The sequence below is a fragment of the Parasphingorhabdus sp. NYA22 genome (genome assembly GCF_976973735.1).
Map to the genome: position 1 here is coordinate 2808106 of NZ_OZ333477.1, position 14613 is coordinate 2822718.

Below are 14613 nucleotides of genomic sequence, written 5' to 3' on the forward strand. Positions count from 1 at the left end.
TCGAAGCACCTCGACCGTCGAGGCACCGCATGGCCGAGAGAGGCCCTTCGACAGGCTCAGGGCGAACGGTGCTCATTTTTCCGATTTCCAGCGATTGACCAGTTCGTAGAGCGCTTTGCGGTCCGTGTTGAAGGCGCGCGCAACCTCGCCAGCCGCTTTCGATGCCGGCAGCCGCACCAAAGCTTCCCGCAACGCCGCCTCGATATCCGCTTCGCTGGCCGCTTCCGGTGCGCCCGGCGGGCCGATGATCACGACGATCTCGCCTTTGGGTCTTTCCGCACCATAGCGCTCGGCCAGTTCGCTCAGGGAACCGGCGACTGCTTCCTCGAATCTCTTGGTGATTTCGCGGACAACCGCTGCCTTCCGGTCGCCCAGCACTGCCAGCGAGTCGGACAACATCGCTCCCAGCCGGGAGCCGTTCTCGTAGAAGATCAGGCTGGCGTTGAGCGACTTTAAAGCAGCGAGCGATTCGGTTCGCGCCTTGGTCTTGCTCGGCAGAAATCCTTCGAAAAGAAACCGGTCGCTGGGTAATCCGGACAGGGTCAGGGCGGCGATCGCGGCGCTGGGGCCGGGAATTGTCGTAACATAGAGGCCCGCCGCCTGCGCGTCGCGGACCAGTTTGTAGCCGGGATCAGAGATCAGCGGCGTTCCCGCATCGCTGACCAGTGCGACAATTTTGCACCGTATCGCATCCAAAATGCTCTCGCGATCGGCCGCAGACTTATGGTCATTATAGACCATCATCTTCGACTTTTTACCTATGTGATTCAAAAGCTTGGCGGTCACTCTTGTATCTTCGACGAGGATGATATCGGCGGCGGCGAGCGTCTCTTCGGCGCGGCGCGACAAATCTCCGAGGTTGCCGATAGGGGTGGCAACGATATAGAGACCGGATTGGGCAGGAGCAGACATATGACGGTCATGGCAGACAAGGTGCATCTAGGACAAGATCAAAGCAGACGACGCGGCATTTTGAAGTGGGCGAGTGTTTCGGCATTCGTCATGCTCGCCGGTTGTGCAACGGTTGTCCCGCGCGGCGCAGAGCCGGTGCGGACCGACACGCCTGCACCGCCTCCGGTGACCGCCGGCTTGCCCGACGACCAGAAACATCACCGCATCGCCCTGCTGGTGCCGCTATCCGGCAAAAATGCCGGTATCGGCCAGTCGCTGGCCAATGCCACCACCATGGCGCTGCTCGATACCAAGGCGGAGAATATCCGCATGACCAGCTATGATACGGCCAAGGGCGCGGCTGCAGCGGCCCAAAATGCAATCCGCGATGGCAATAAACTGATCATCGGCCCGCTGCTCAGCGACAATGTCGTGGCGACCGCCAATATCGCCCGCCCGGCCGGCGTGCCGATCCTCAGCTTTTCCAACGACAGCGGCGCCGCTGGCAATAATGTCTTCATATTGGGCCATATCCCGTCGCAGTCGATCAACCGGGTTGTCGAATATGCCAAATCCAAAGGCATGAAGCGCTTTGCGGCGCTGGTTCCTAACGGCGTCTACGGACAGCGCGCATCCTCGACCTTGCTGCGCAGCGTGAAAGATGCCGGCGGCACCGTGGTCTCGATCCAGACCTTCAACCGCGATTCCAAATCGATCGAGGCGGCCACCAAGAAGCTCGCCGACAATGGCGATTTCGAAGCCGTCCTGCTCGCCGACAATGGCGACATGGCGATCAAGGCCGCGCCCTATATTCGCAAAAATGCCAGCGGCACCGCGAAAATCCTCGGCACCGATCTATGGAATACCAGCAGCAACCTGGCCGGCGCGCCGTCGATGCGCGGCGCCTGGTTCGCCAGCGTTTCTGATGGGCTGTACAAGCAATATGCCGACAAATATCGCGCCCGCTATGGCAAGGCGCCATTCCGGCTGTCGAGCCTCGGCTATGACTCGGTACTGCTGACGGTCAAGGTCGCCCGCAACTGGAAAGTGGGATCGCCCTTCCCGATCAATCAACTGACCGACAAGGGCGGCTTTATCGGACTGGACGGCGTTTTCCGGTTCAAGGCTGACGGTGTTTCGGAGCGGGCCCTGGAAGTTCAGGAAATCCGCAATGGCAGCTTTACCGTGGTCGATCCGGCGCCCAAGGGTTTTTGATAGAGCTCTTCGTCATCCTAAACTCGTTTCAGGACCTCCAACGGCAATGCGCTAACGCACGGGGTCCTGAAACAAGTTCAGGATGACGATTATCGGATCAGCCGATATTTTGTCCGGTTGATTCCCAGTCCTTCAGGAAACCTTCGAGCCCCTTGTCGGTCAGCACATGTTTGAACAGATTACGGATGACATTGGGAGGCATGGTGCCGACATCGGCGCCGATACGGGCGGATTCGAGCACGTGGATCGGATGGCGGATCGAAGCGACCAGGATTTCCGTGTCGAAGGCGTAATTGTCGTAGATCAGCCGGATATCTTCGATCAGCGTCATGCCGTCGAGGCCATTGTCATCATGGCGTCCGACGAACGGGGAGATGAAGCTGGCGCCGGCCTTGGCCGCGAGCAACGCCTGATTGGCCGAGAAGCAAAGCGTGACATTGACCATCGTGCCTTCGCTGGTCAGCGCCTTGCAGGTTTTCAGCCCGTCGATCGTCAGTGGCACCTTGATGCAGACATTGTCGGCGATCTTGCGCAGCACTTCTGCTTCTTTCATCATCGTTTCGTGATCGAGCGCGATGACTTCGGCAGAAACCGGTCCGTCGGTCAGGCCACAGATTTCCTTGGTCACTTCCATGATATCGCGACCGGATTTCTTGATCAACGACGGGTTGGTGGTGACGCCGTCGACCATGCCGGTCGCAGCAAGGTCAGCGATTTCTGCGGTATCGGCTGTGTCTACGAAAAATTTCATCGGTCTGGCTCCAGAAATGGGAAAAATGCGGCTGTTACCCTGTGCCTATCCGCTTTCCGCGATCCGTGGAACTGCCCCCCGTCTCTTGGCGGCAGAAAGCTGTGGATAGTTTGGGGGAAGATTGCGGGATAAAAAGCCGCTAAAAGGCCTTCCCGACACCCAGAACCGCAATCAGCAGAGGATCATTGGTAGCCCGCGGATTGGCGCGAATGGATTCCTCCTGCGCGCCTATCGAGCGATAGATGGCATCGCTGACCTTGTTGGTCACATCGCGGCTGATGCTGGAAAAATCGACATTGGTGGCCTGCGACAGCACGAGATTGATAATTTCATTGTCGAACAGCCTCAGGCCATTACCGATGCCCGGCAGCATCCGGTCGACCAAGCTGTTGCCGAGTTGCCCCTGCAGCAGACTGGTGGCCGCGCGCGGTCCGCCATTGATGATCGCGGCAGCGTCATCGATGCTCATATTGCGGATTGTTTCAGCGACGATCGGAGCAGCGAGCTCGGCACCCGTTTCTGCCGCTCGGTTGACCTGCATCAGCAAGCGGTCCTGGATCGGCTTGGAACGCAGCAAGGCGGTTGCGACGCTTGTTACCCGCGCCCCGCCAAGCGAATCCGGCACGGATATACGGGCGATCTGGCTGTCGAAGAACCCGTTGGGCTGGAGCAATTCTGCGAAGGCATTCTGTGACGACAGGGTGAGCAGCCGTTTGACAGCTTCGGTCAGGCTGAGGCCCGGCAAGCTCGAACAGCCGGGAAGCGCCAGCAATCCGGCGACAGCGCCAAAGCCCAGAACCGATCTGCGATGATAGTTCATTACTCTCTCCTGTTTTCGTCAAAGCAAGAATGACGGATGATGATAAGCTGCCTATAGCATGAATATGAATCGCGTTCGTGTACTCCTCCTTAATGCCGCCCTGGGTCCGCTCGATTATCGCGTTCCCGACGGCATGCGGGTCGAACCGGGCTCGATAGTGATGGCGCCGCTTGGTCCGCGCAAATTGCCGGGAGTGGTGTGGGAGGCGGAGAGCTTTCCGGTCGAGGAAATTGACCCGAAGAAATTGCGCCCCCTGCTCGAGGTTCGCGATGTGCCGCCGCTGCGTGCGCCGTTGCGCAGACTGATCGAGTGGACCGCCGCCTATTACTTCGCCTCGCCAGCCTCGGTGCTGCGCATGGTATTGTCGAGCGGCGCTGCCTTCGCCGACAATCGCCCGATCAGCGAGTACCGGTTGAATGGCACGGTGCCGGACCGGATGACGCCGCGGCGCGAGCAGGCGCTCGAAAAACTGGCTGGCGTGCAGGGTACGATCAGCGAACTGGCCTTCAAGGCCGATGTGTCGATCGCGGTAATCCGCGGACTGGAAAAGCTGGGCGTGTTTGATCGGGAAGAAGTCTCCCCTTTCGCCACCACCGCCAGGCCCACGCCCGATTTCGACACGGTTGATCTGAGCACTGATCAGCAGAATGTCAGCAATATATTGATCGAGGCGGTCCGCGCGTCGCAGTTCAAACCCTTTCTGCTCGACGGCGTAACCGGTTCGGGCAAGACCGAAGTCTATTTCGAGGCTGTCGCCGAAGCCTTGCGTCAGGACAAGCAGGTGCTGGTCCTGCAGCCCGAAATCGCCCTGACCGAACCGTTTCTAAACCGTTTCGAGGCGCGGTTCGGGGCCGAGCCGCTGGCCTGGCACAGCGGCATGAAACAGTCGGAGCGCAAAAGAAACTGGAGGGCGCTGGCAGAGGGCAATGCCAAGGTCATTGTCGGCGCGCGTTCCGCCCTGTTCCTGCCTTATGCCAACCTGGGACTGATCATCGTCGACGAAGCCCACGAGACCAGCTTCAAGCAAGAAGACGGCGTGCGCTATCACGCCCGCGATGTCGCGGTGATGCGCGGCCTGTACGAGCAGATTCCGGTCATATTGGCCTCCGCCACACCGGCGATCGAGAGCCGCCATCAGGTCGAGCAGGGCAATTATGAACTGCTCGAATTGCCAGCGCGTTTCGGCGGAGCGACTATGCCCGATATCGAGGCGCTGGACCTGACCGAGGATGTCCCGCCGCGCGGAAGCTGGCTGGCGCCGACGCTGGTCCATGCGCTGGAGGAGAACCTAGAGCGCGGCGAACAATCGCTGCTCTTTCTCAATCGCCGCGGCTTTGCCCCGCTCACCCTGTGCCGGACCTGTGGTCACCGGATCGATTGCCCCAATTGCACCGCATGGATGGTCGAGCATCGCCTTACCCGCCGCCTCGCCTGCCATCATTGCGGCCATGTCATGCCGATTCCGGAAAAATGCCCGGAATGCGGCGACGAAGACAGTCTGGTCGCCTGCGGGCCCGGGGTCGAGCGAATTTGCGACGAGGTCAAAATGCTGTTCCCTGCCGCACGCACGGCGATCGTCACTTCGGACACGATCTGGTCGCCGCAGAAGGCCGCCGAATTCGTCCAGCAGATGGAAGCGGGCGCGATTGATATCGTCGTCGGCACTCAGCTGGTGACCAAAGGCTATCACTTCCCCAATCTGACTCTGGTCGGCGTGGTCGATGCGGATATCGGGCTGGAAGGCGGCGATTTGCGCGCCGCGGAACGCAGTTTTCAGCAGATTGCCCAGGTCGCCGGCCGCGCCGGCCGCGCGGAGAAACCCGGCCGTGTCTATGTCCAGACCCGGATGCCCAAAGCGCCGGTGATCCAGGCGCTGATCAAGAATGACCGGGAAGGCTTTTATGCCGCCGAAATAGAGTCCCGTCGACAGGCCCTTGCTCCGCCGTTCGCGCGCTGGGCCGCGATCATTGTCTCGTCCGAGGATAACAAGGAAGCGATGGAAACCGCACGCCTGATTGGCCAGACAGCTCCCAAGCTCGACGGATTTTCGGTTTACGGCCCTGCCCCTGCGCCTCTGTCGATGCTGCGCGGACGGCACCGGCATCGGTTGCTGGTACACGCCCTGCGGTCGGTCGACCTCCAGAATATCATGCGCGAATGGCTGGAGAAGCTGGAATGGCCGCGCGCGGTACGGGTCGGGGTGGATGTCGATCCCTATAGTTTTGTTTGATTTCCGATCATCCCTCGCTTTCAAGGCAGGAGAAGGGGGGGGATAGGCACCAACGAGATCTATTCCGGTTTGTGCCTTGATGTCGCGCAGCTCGCTTGCGCTCGCAACTGCCCCGCCCCCTCCTTTGCAAAGGAGGCGCTAAGATGAAGTGCAAAAGTCCTTTGAATGTTGCGTCTATTTGAAGCATGAGCCGAACTATGATTAAAAAACTGTCCCTCATCTTCTCTATGCTCGTGGCCACCTTGCTAACCGGCCCGGCCCAGGCCGACCCGGCCGATATCAGCGCCGCCAGCCGTTCGGTGGTCCGCGTGGTTCTGGCTGCGAAAGACGGCAGCAAAGTTGCCTTTGTCGGTCATGGCAGCGGGTTCGCGGTGGCGCCGGACAAGATCGTGACCAACGCCCATGTTGTCGAGATCGCGCGGCAGGAAAGCTCGGTCGTTATCGGCATCATCCCGTCGCAGGGCGGAACCAGCTATGGCGGGAAAATCATCGCTTATTCACCCGAGAACGATCTTGCGCTCATCCAGGTACTGGATGGCGGGCGCCTGCCGCCAATGACGATCTTTGGCGGTCCGGTCGGAGATGGTGCGGATGTAGTAGCGGTCGGGTATCCCGGTTCCGTCGATCGGGCGCAGGGGCTTGATCTGGACGATCTGATCAACCCGATGTCGCCGGTCAAGACCACCGGGACGGTTTCCGGCGGCCGCACAACCAAGCAGTTTGACACGATCCTCCACACAGCGCCGATAGCATCGGGCAATAGCGGCGGACCGCTGATCGACAATTGCGGCCGGGTGCTGGGCGTCAACAGCTTCGGTTCGATCAGCGAGGGCAATGATGCCGAATTCGGTTTTGCCGTATCAGCGCGCGAAATATTGAACTTCCTGCGTCAGGCGGGCGTAAAGGTGGGCTCAACGGCGACGCCTTGCCGATCGGCTGCGGAGATCAGCGAAAAAGAACGGCTGCGTGAAGCGGCTGCCCGTGCCCAGGTGACAGCGGCCAAGGAAGCCGAAGCCGAAAAGCGCGAACGGGCCGAAACCAAATTGCGCACCAGCATAACCCAGGATATCATCGCAGAGCGCGAAAACCGGATCGCGATTGCGGCGCTGATGCTGGCGCTGTCGTTGCTGGCAGCCGGTGGCGCGGCTATTCTGCTGGTTCAGGGCAAGCGCAACCCGGGCATCGGGGCAGCGGGCGGTGCGGCGGTTCTGCTGCTCGGCGCTGTCATTATCTTCCTGGCGCGCCCGGATTTTAGCGAAATCGATGACCGTGTCGCTGCCGCGTTGCAGGAAAAGGCGGATAAGAGCGAACCGCAGCAACCGAGCATCGCAACGTCGGGCAAATATCAATGCACGATCAACCCGCAACGCAGCCGGATCACCGTCTCGCAGGAAAATGAACTGCCGCTCGAGTGGACCGATGGCGGCTGTGTCAACGGCCGCACCCAATATGGCCGCGATGGTGCCAAATGGTCCCGTATCTTCGTTCCCAATCAGGAGCAGACCGTCACCATCAGCAGCTTCCAGCCGGATCGCAGCGAGTTTACCGAAGAGCGTTATCTGATGGGGCTGGACGCGATGACCACAGCGCGGGCGATCCGTGCCGAATACGGCAACCGGGCCTGCACGACCGACGTCAAGGCGCTCGCTGACATCGAGGATATGGTGAAGGCAATCAGAGCGGAATTGCCGTCGCAGGCAAACGAGAGCCTGGTATACGAGTGTAGAAAGACTGATTAGCCCGAGAGGAAACACCCATGACCAGCAAAAATAGCGCCAGCCAAAAACCTGATTATTCGGGCATGAAAGCGGTCTTCATCAATTGCACTTTGACGCCTTCGCCCGCGTTCAGCCACACCGAGTGCCTGATGGACGTCGTCCGGAAAATCATGGAAGACGCCGGCATATCGGTCCAGACTTTCCGCAGCGTCGATCATGATATCGCTCCCGGCGTTTATCCCGATATGACAGAACATGGTTTTGCCTTGGACGACTGGCCAGTGATCTCCCGAAAAGTAATGGAAGCGGAGATACTGGTCATTGGCACCCCAATCTGGCTCGGAGATGTGTCATCGGAATGCCGCAAGATCATCGAGCGGCTCTACGCCCATTCCGGCGAGACCAATGACAAGGGCCAGTATATATTCTACGGCAAAGCCGGTGGTTGTATCGTTACCGGCAATGAAGACGGCGTGAAGCACTGCGCGATGAGCACGCTCTATTCGCTGAGTCATATCGGCTATACTATTCCGCCACAGGCTGACGCCGGCTGGATTGGCCCGATCGGCCCTGGTCCTTCTTACGGGGACAAGAAAGACGATGGCACTCGCGTCGGTTTTGACAGCGATTTCACGCAGCGCAACGCAACATTTCTGGCCTGGAACCTGATGCACACCGCTCATATGCTCAAGCAGGCTGGCGGCATACCCGATTACGGCAATTCGCGCGAAGCCTGGGATGACGGCACGCGGTATAACCATCCAAACCCGGAATATCGTTGAGTGCTTCGCATATATGACGAGTGATTGTGCCGAAGTGAACGGGCTAGCGGATTTCAGCTGCTGACTCGATGATTGGATTCCGCGCTAGACCCTAGAACGCCCCGGCTGGCCATTCTATACGGCTCAGGCTTTCAGAAGTGCGCTGGTCGTTAACCGAAAATCCCAAATCGTCCAGACACTCTTTTATATTGCTCAGGCACGGTTGGCTCTCAGCTGGGTATCCTGTCGAACATAGGTCAGCAGATTGTTGGATAGCGATCTTAAAACATCGACTGGTTTATCCTGTTTGATCGCGTCTTCCAGTTGCTTTGCCGCGGCGGCCATTTCGCCTTCACCGAATGAGCCTGCGGACCCCACAAGCTTGTGCAACATACCAGCGATTTCTTCGCTTTGCTCCACCGACCAGTGGTTGATTGTAGCCATTCCAGCCATCAGGCGATCCAGTGTTCTGTTTCGAAATTCTTCATATTTCGGACGAAGCAAGGCTATGGTCTCGTCTTCCTTTACCACTTCTGCCGCCGGAGTCCGTTTTTTCGAACGCGGCTCAAAATACCATTTGCACACAGCTTTGTAGAGGTCATTAAACTGGATCGGTTTGGAAACATGATCCTGCATGCCCGCTGCCGCGCAAGCTTCCCGGTCTTCGGAAAAAGCATTGGCGGTCAGCGCGACAATTGAAAGCTGTGCGGCTGTGATGCCAGCTTGGCGGATTTTTTTTGTGCATTCGATCCCGTCCATGATCGGCATCTGCATATCCATCAGGACAAGTCCAAATTTCAGTCCCTGGTCAGCATCGCCGGTCAGGATTTCCAGCGCGCGCACGCCATTGTCGGCGCAGATAACGCTACAGCCCATGCGCTCGAGCATCGCTGTCGCAAGCAGCCGGTTGATTTCATGATCCTCGACCAGCAATATGGTACGACTGACGGCCGGTAACGTGGACTGCTGGCTGTCGGTGTTAGCGCGCCTGGTTGCTTCCCCACGGGGGTCGACACATTCATTTAAAGGTATCTCGACACAAAATGTGGATCCCGAACCGGGTGTGCTTTGCAAGCTGATACTGCCACCCATCATTTCTACAAGCTTGCTAGAAATCGCCAGTCCGAGACCTGTCCCGCCGTAGGACCGATCCGTATCATGTTCTGCCTGTACGAATTCGTCGAATATCGAGCGTTGCCGTTCTTCGGCTATGCCGATGCCGGTATCGATAACGCTTACCCGGAACTTGCCATTGTCGTCATCTGACATTTCAGCCTTGACGGTTATCGATCCGGACTCGGTAAACTTGATCGCATTGCCGATCAGATTCGTCAGAATCTGGCGGAGCCGCAGCTTGTCATGCTCGATAAATTTTGGCAGATTCTCTGTATAGTCCAGCTTGAGTGCGAGCCCGTGATTCCCGGCCGCGGTCAGCATCATGTTGCACGTGCTCTTGAGCAAATGGGCCAGTTCAAACGGCTCCGGCGACAAAGCCAATAATCCTGCGTCAATTTTGGAAATATCGAGAATGTCATTCAACAATGCCATCATGATTTTGCCGGACTCCTCGATCAGCGAGACATATCCCGCCTGTTGTTCATCAAGTTCCGACTGGCTGAGCATCTCTGCGAAACCGAGCACACCGTTCATGGGCGTACGGATTTCGTGGCTCATATTCGCCAGGAATGATGCCTTGGCTTCAGTTGCTGCTTCGGCGATGTCACGCGCTTCCCGTAATTCGCTCTGACGCTGGCGCAGCTCTGCAATCGCCCTGCGCTGTTCGGTGATCTCTACAATGACACCGACATAACCGATAATATTATTATCAATATCGAACTCGGCCTGGTTTACGGTGCGAACCCAGATTTCTTCGCCATCTTTTGTGGTGTGGCAGGCTTCCCGTTCGCATTTGTCTCCGGGCTTGTTAAAGCCGGTAAACGCCTCGTCCATATCGTAAGAAGTTCTGTCTTTCAGCGCCCGCATCCATCCGTCGCCTTTGACCTCTTCCTCACTGAGGCCGACCCGTTCACGCCAGGCCTTGCTCACATAGAAAATTATGCCTTCCGCATCCGCCTGGAAAAATCCTACGGGAGCGGATTCCGCGAGCCTGCGGAACCGTTCTTCGCTCTTTTCCAGAGCGTGCCTGCTCGATATAGCCTCTGTAACGTCCCGGATATTCCCCGTCGCTCCCTCAAACCGTCCCATCTCGTCACGTACGGCCTCGAGAAACACTTCGACGCGACGTTCCTTTCCGTCAGCGCGAATGAAGGTCTGGTTGAGAGTAAGAGTGTCCAATTCCCCGCTTGCGAGCCGGAGATATTCCATCTCTGCTGTCTGTAAAGAATTTTCAGTCAATAATTTGGTTACCGACCAACCCAGCGTCTGTTCCACGGAATAGCCCGTTATTGTCTCCCAGGCCGGATTGAGAAGGACCCAGCGCCCAAATTTGTCGGTGCGGAAAACAACGTCCCGCATATTGTCAAATATCGATTGGGTTTGATCTCGACTGACCCGCAATTCCCGCTGCAAAATGGTTTGCGCTTCGAGAAAACTGGCAAACGGGAGCGAACTTGCAAAGGTGAACAGAAGAAAAATTTGTACGACAAATATATTGTCGTGCAAATTTCCGTCTATCAACTGCGCTGGCCCGGATCCGTTAAATGTGCCGGCAATCGCAATGATTGCAATGACCGCCACAGATAAGGATGCACCGACAATTCCCTTACGGACCGCCGCAAAGAGTACGAACAGCGAAGTCATGAACAGAAACGGGTAGGAGGACTGGCTGAACACAAAGATTGTCAAAAGTCCGCCGAGCCCGAAGATGACCAGATATTCCAGGTCCATCGTCTTGTTCCACCGATGGATACCGTTGCGATTTCCAAAAATGATCGAAAAAATCGGGGCAAAGATCAACATGCCAAGGCTATGCGCTATCAGCCAGTCAAGCCATCCAAGCAGCGACACATTTTCGCCGAATATGGAAAACAGTCCGATTGCCACCCCGCTGGCAATCAGCGGCGCCACCAAACCACCAAGCATGGCGAACCAAATCAGCTTTCCGAAATCCACATAATTGGGATCCGTCCCGCACTGTCTGCGGATCAGAAAAATCGCGATCGCGACCTCAACAGCGTTGGCGGTCGCCATGGACAGGGCTTTCGTCCCACTATCGCCCACGCTGATTGCGACAACAAATCCGATTGCTGCGCATGCCAGGATATGCGGGACGGAAATTCTGCCCCTATATCGCAGCAATGCGGCGACCAGGAAGCCGTTCGAAATCCACAATGCTGAAAAATCTGCCCCTCCGCGGGTCAGCAAGATTCCTGGAATTGATAACAGGCCAAATGCCGCCGTGATCCCCGCAAAGATGGAAATCCTTTTGCCAGTCGAAGTTGGCATATTGTCTTCAATAGTCATCTGGTCACCGAATCCATCCTTAGTGAAAGCAGGCGTCGCATAGAAACACCTGCTCCACGCCCAATTTTCAGAACAATATTGACCAGGACATCGATCTAACATTTTGCAGGCCGTAATTGCCCCGTTTGAACCTGCCGCCCTCGAACATTCAGATGGCTGATTGGCTCAAACTATTTGCAGATTGATACGAGGTCATCTGCGGTTGGTTACGGCAAATACAATATCAATTAAGGCCAAGGGGATGGATCATCTTGAACTTCGATCTGACTGCGGGCCTCTATTTTAACTGCAAAATTGGGATTTTCATCTGCGCTCATCCGTCTTTTCTCGACGCTGATCGCTGGCGAATCGGGGAGCAAGTCGGTTCTGACCGGAGAACCATTAAGTCTACCTCCAGATATCAGCGATTTGGCAAGGCGTTAGCGATGACCGCTATTGAGAAACGCTTTAACCTCGTTCCTTCTCCAGCAGCATTTGCTTGATCTCCAGCCCATAAGCATAGCCGCCCATCGAGCCGTCACTGCGCACCACCCGGTGGCAGGGGATCAGCACGGCGACATGGTTAGCGCCATTGGCGCTGCCCACCGCCCGGACGGCTTTGGGCTTGCCGATGGCAGCAGCGATATCCGCATAGCTGCGTGTTTCGCCCTCGGGGATTTTGCGCAATTCCTGCCAGACAGCTTCCTGAAAGGCAGTGCCCTGGACATCCACCGGGATATTGTGCGGCCGGCCCGGCGCTTGGACCTGTGCCATCACCTGCGCGAGCAGCTTCCGAAAATCGTCACCGCCCTGTTGCAGGTCCGCTTTCGGGAATCGTTGGCATAGCTCTGCTTCGCCTTCGTTGAAAGACAGGCAGCAAACGCCTTTATCGGTCGCCGCTACCAACATCACGCCCAGCGATGTCTCGACACTGGCCCAATAGATCGTCACCCCTGCCCCGCCATTTTTCCACACGCCCGGTTTCATTCCCATTTTCCGGCCCATTTTCTGTTCCTCGTAAAAGCGCGAAGCCGATCCATAGCCGGCGTCGTAAATGGCTTCGGTTACCGATGCGCCGCCAGCCAGCGCGTCCTTGACCCGTTCTGATCGCAAAGCCCGCGCATAGGCGGCTGGCGAAAGTCCGGTTTCGCGTTTGAAAATCCGCTGGAGGTGAGTCGGCGAATAGCTTGTCAGCTGGCCCAGTTCGCCGAGCGTCGGTGCGGCCTCCGCCATCCGGATCGCGTCAATTACTGTCTTCACCGCCGCTTCGTCACGCGCCACGTCGTTGGGGAGACAGCGCAAGCAAGCGCGCAAACCTGCTGCCTCTGCCTGTTCGGCTTTCGCAAAGAAACGTACATTTTCGCGCTTGGGGTGGCGTGCGGCGCAGGAGGGGCGGCAATAGATGCCGGTGCTCAGGACGCCAGTTACGAATTTTCCGTCGAAGCTGCGGTCGCGGGCCTGGACAGCCGTCCATGCTCGAACATTATCCACAAAATTCTCGTTCACGGCTCAAACCTCTCCACCCGCGCGAAAAAAACATCCATGGGCTGCATTATGAACATCTATATAGGCAACCTCGTCCAGTTCAAATAGCTCACGGATCGACCGGTCAGCTTCGCCGGACAAGGCAAGGATGGCTGTTTTCAGCATCGCATCCTCGCCGAAAGCGCGCATGCCCAATGGCCGTCCCTCGAAGACCGGCGGAACCATATCGGTAAATTGCGCAGACGCTGTCAGCCCGGTTCTCGCAAATATCGCGTAGGAACTCCGATAGGGCGAATCGACATCATGGGATGTGTGGTGGAACAGGATCACCTTTTCGCCCACTTCGGCATCTTCCAAAGATATGCGGCATGGGAAGCCGGGCTTACTGGTCGCGGTCATTTGCACCGCACCCAGCGCCGAGAGCTCTTCAGCGGTTGCGACCTCAAACCTCTCTGCCAGTTCCGGGCTCAATCCGGTGATTTTGTAGGTCATATGCAATCGCCCATTCTGGCTGTCGAAACGGATATAAATCAGCTCTGCCGGTACGGCTTCCCGTATCTTGCGTTCAAAGCAAAAAATAATCCGTGGAGCGATTCAAAGCCGCCAAAAACTGCTGGTTTGTCTTTCCGGGAAAATGATTCCCAAAGCCGTCTTGCATCGCAGCAAAATGGTTGCTAGACGCCGCGCATCTGTGGGCGGAATTGCAGGATTTCCGGCCATTAAACGGACTATTTCATGAACGGTTTTCAGACCACAATTACGGTCAAGGAGAAGCAAACGCGTGGATCATTCCAGCGGCATTAGAGCGAGTTTAGCGGGGCGTTACGCCACGGCTTTGTTCGCGCTTGCAGAAGAAAATAAAAGCATCGACGCGGTGCTGACCAGTCTCGCGACATTGAGCGCAGCCATGGCCGAATCGGATGACCTCAGGGCGCTGACCAGCAGCCCGGTTGTCTCGCGCGATGATGCCGGCAGGGCTATTGCAGCCACGGCCAAGGCCCTTGGCCTCGACAAGCTGTCGACCAACGTGCTCGGTGTGCTCGCGGCCAATCGCCGGCTCGACCAAATCCCGGCGGTTATTCGCGCTTTCTCCACTTTGGCATCGGACCATCGCGGCGAAATTACTGCGGAAGTCACCTCGGCTCACCCCCTGGATAAAAAGCAGATTGATGCGCTCAAGGCGCAGCTCAAGAAACGTGTGGGAAGCGATGTTAGCGTTTCCACCGCAGTCGATCCGTCCATATTGGGCGGGCTGGTCGTGAAAATCGGCAGCCAGATGATCGACAGCTCGATTAAAACCCGTTTGAACACCCTATCGCAGGCCATGAAGGGCTAAAGGA

11 protein-coding genes are annotated in these 14613 nt (G+C 57.3%); 5 read left to right on the forward strand and 6 right to left on the reverse strand.

All coding sequences use genetic code 11. The features are described from left to right. Window positions 1–72: 72 nt before the first annotated feature. The gene (gene rsmI, locus ACWFTY_RS13450; protein ID WP_447524698.1) at window positions 73–912 is read right to left on the reverse strand and encodes a 16S rRNA (cytidine(1402)-2'-O)-methyltransferase; all 840 of its coding nucleotides are present in this window, start codon (window positions 910–912) and stop codon (window positions 73–75) included. Here rsmI and ACWFTY_RS13455 point away from each other — a divergent pair, their 5' ends adjacent. Then, a complete protein-coding gene (locus ACWFTY_RS13455) occupies window positions 913–2106 on the forward strand; it encodes a penicillin-binding protein activator (RefSeq protein ID WP_447524699.1) in 1194 nt (397 codons plus the stop codon). It abuts the gene before it with no gap. A 97-nt stretch (window positions 2107–2203) separates the two neighbouring features. On the opposite strand, the gene fsa is transcribed toward ACWFTY_RS13455, so the two are convergent. Further along, on the reverse strand, window positions 2204–2857 hold the full coding sequence (fsa, locus tag ACWFTY_RS13460; RefSeq protein WP_339693087.1) for a fructose-6-phosphate aldolase: 654 nt from the start codon (window positions 2855–2857) through the stop codon (window positions 2204–2206). Window positions 2858–2996: 139 nt separating this feature from the next. After that, window positions 2997–3677, reverse strand: a complete 681-nt coding sequence (locus ACWFTY_RS13465; RefSeq protein WP_447524700.1) for a DUF4197 domain-containing protein — start codon at window positions 3675–3677, stop codon at window positions 2997–2999. 64 nt (window positions 3678–3741) lie between these two features. Here ACWFTY_RS13465 and ACWFTY_RS13470 point away from each other — a divergent pair, with 64 nt between their 5' ends. The 3 genes from ACWFTY_RS13470 to ACWFTY_RS13480 all read left to right on the forward strand — a co-directional run bounded on the left by ACWFTY_RS13470 (window position 3742) and on the right by ACWFTY_RS13480 (window position 8407). Then, window positions 3742–5907, forward strand: a complete 2166-nt coding sequence (locus tag ACWFTY_RS13470; protein ID WP_447524701.1) for a primosomal protein N' — start codon at window positions 3742–3744, stop codon at window positions 5905–5907. Between the two features lie 197 nt (window positions 5908–6104). Continuing rightward, on the forward strand, window positions 6105–7646 hold the full coding sequence (locus ACWFTY_RS13475) for a trypsin-like peptidase domain-containing protein (RefSeq protein ID WP_447524702.1): 1542 nt from the start codon (window positions 6105–6107) through the stop codon (window positions 7644–7646). 17 nt (window positions 7647–7663) lie between these two features. Continuing rightward, complete coding sequence (locus ACWFTY_RS13480) at window positions 7664–8407, forward strand: flavodoxin family protein (RefSeq protein WP_447524703.1); 744 nt, start codon at window positions 7664–7666, stop codon at window positions 8405–8407. Window positions 8408–8599: 192 nt separating this feature from the next. Here the strand turns inward: ACWFTY_RS13480 and ACWFTY_RS13485 are convergent, their stop codons facing one another. The 3 genes from ACWFTY_RS13485 to ACWFTY_RS13495 form a co-directional block, all read right to left on the reverse strand. Then, entirely contained in the window at window positions 8600–11911 is a 3312-nt protein-coding gene (locus ACWFTY_RS13485) for a PAS domain S-box protein (protein ID WP_447524704.1), read from the reverse strand. A gap of 345 nt (window positions 11912–12256) precedes the next feature. Next, window positions 12257–13294: a bifunctional DNA-binding transcriptional regulator/O6-methylguanine-DNA methyltransferase Ada gene (gene ada / locus ACWFTY_RS13490; protein WP_447524705.1), complete on the reverse strand. Its 1038-nt coding sequence runs from the start codon at window positions 13292–13294 to the stop codon at window positions 12257–12259. A gap of 3 nt (window positions 13295–13297) precedes the next feature. Continuing rightward, a complete protein-coding gene (locus ACWFTY_RS13495; protein ID WP_447524706.1) occupies window positions 13298–13765 on the reverse strand; it encodes a DUF1203 domain-containing protein in 468 nt (155 codons plus the stop codon). Window positions 13766–14054: 289 nt separating this feature from the next. Here ACWFTY_RS13495 and ACWFTY_RS13500 point away from each other — a divergent pair, with 289 nt between their 5' ends. Next, window positions 14055–14609 carry a F0F1 ATP synthase subunit delta gene (locus tag ACWFTY_RS13500; RefSeq protein ID WP_447524707.1) on the forward strand — a complete coding sequence of 185 codons (555 nt, stop codon included), beginning with the start codon at window positions 14055–14057 and terminating at the stop codon, window positions 14607–14609. The last annotated feature ends 4 nt before the right edge of the window (window positions 14610–14613 follow it).

Coding starts and splice junctions, on each gene's coding strand:
- rsmI (WP_447524698.1), bottom strand. CDS start 912: ATGTCTGCTCCTGCCCAATCCGGTCTCTATATCGTTGCCACCCCTATC.
- ACWFTY_RS13455 (WP_447524699.1), top strand. CDS start 913: ATGACGGTCATGGCAGACAAGGTGCATCTAGGACAAGATCAAAGCAGA.
- fsa (WP_339693087.1), bottom strand. CDS start 2,857: ATGAAATTTTTCGTAGACACAGCCGATACCGCAGAAATCGCTGACCTT.
- ACWFTY_RS13465 (WP_447524700.1), bottom strand. CDS start 3,677: ATGAACTATCATCGCAGATCGGTTCTGGGCTTTGGCGCTGTCGCCGGA.
- ACWFTY_RS13470 (WP_447524701.1), top strand. CDS start 3,742: ATGAATCGCGTTCGTGTACTCCTCCTTAATGCCGCCCTGGGTCCGCTC.
- ACWFTY_RS13475 (WP_447524702.1), top strand. CDS start 6,105: ATGATTAAAAAACTGTCCCTCATCTTCTCTATGCTCGTGGCCACCTTG.
- ACWFTY_RS13480 (WP_447524703.1), top strand. CDS start 7,664: ATGACCAGCAAAAATAGCGCCAGCCAAAAACCTGATTATTCGGGCATG.
- ACWFTY_RS13485 (WP_447524704.1), bottom strand. CDS start 11,911: ATGTTAGATCGATGTCCTGGTCAATATTGTTCTGAAAATTGGGCGTGG.
- ACWFTY_RS13495 (WP_447524706.1), bottom strand. CDS start 13,765: ATGACCTACAAAATCACCGGATTGAGCCCGGAACTGGCAGAGAGGTTT.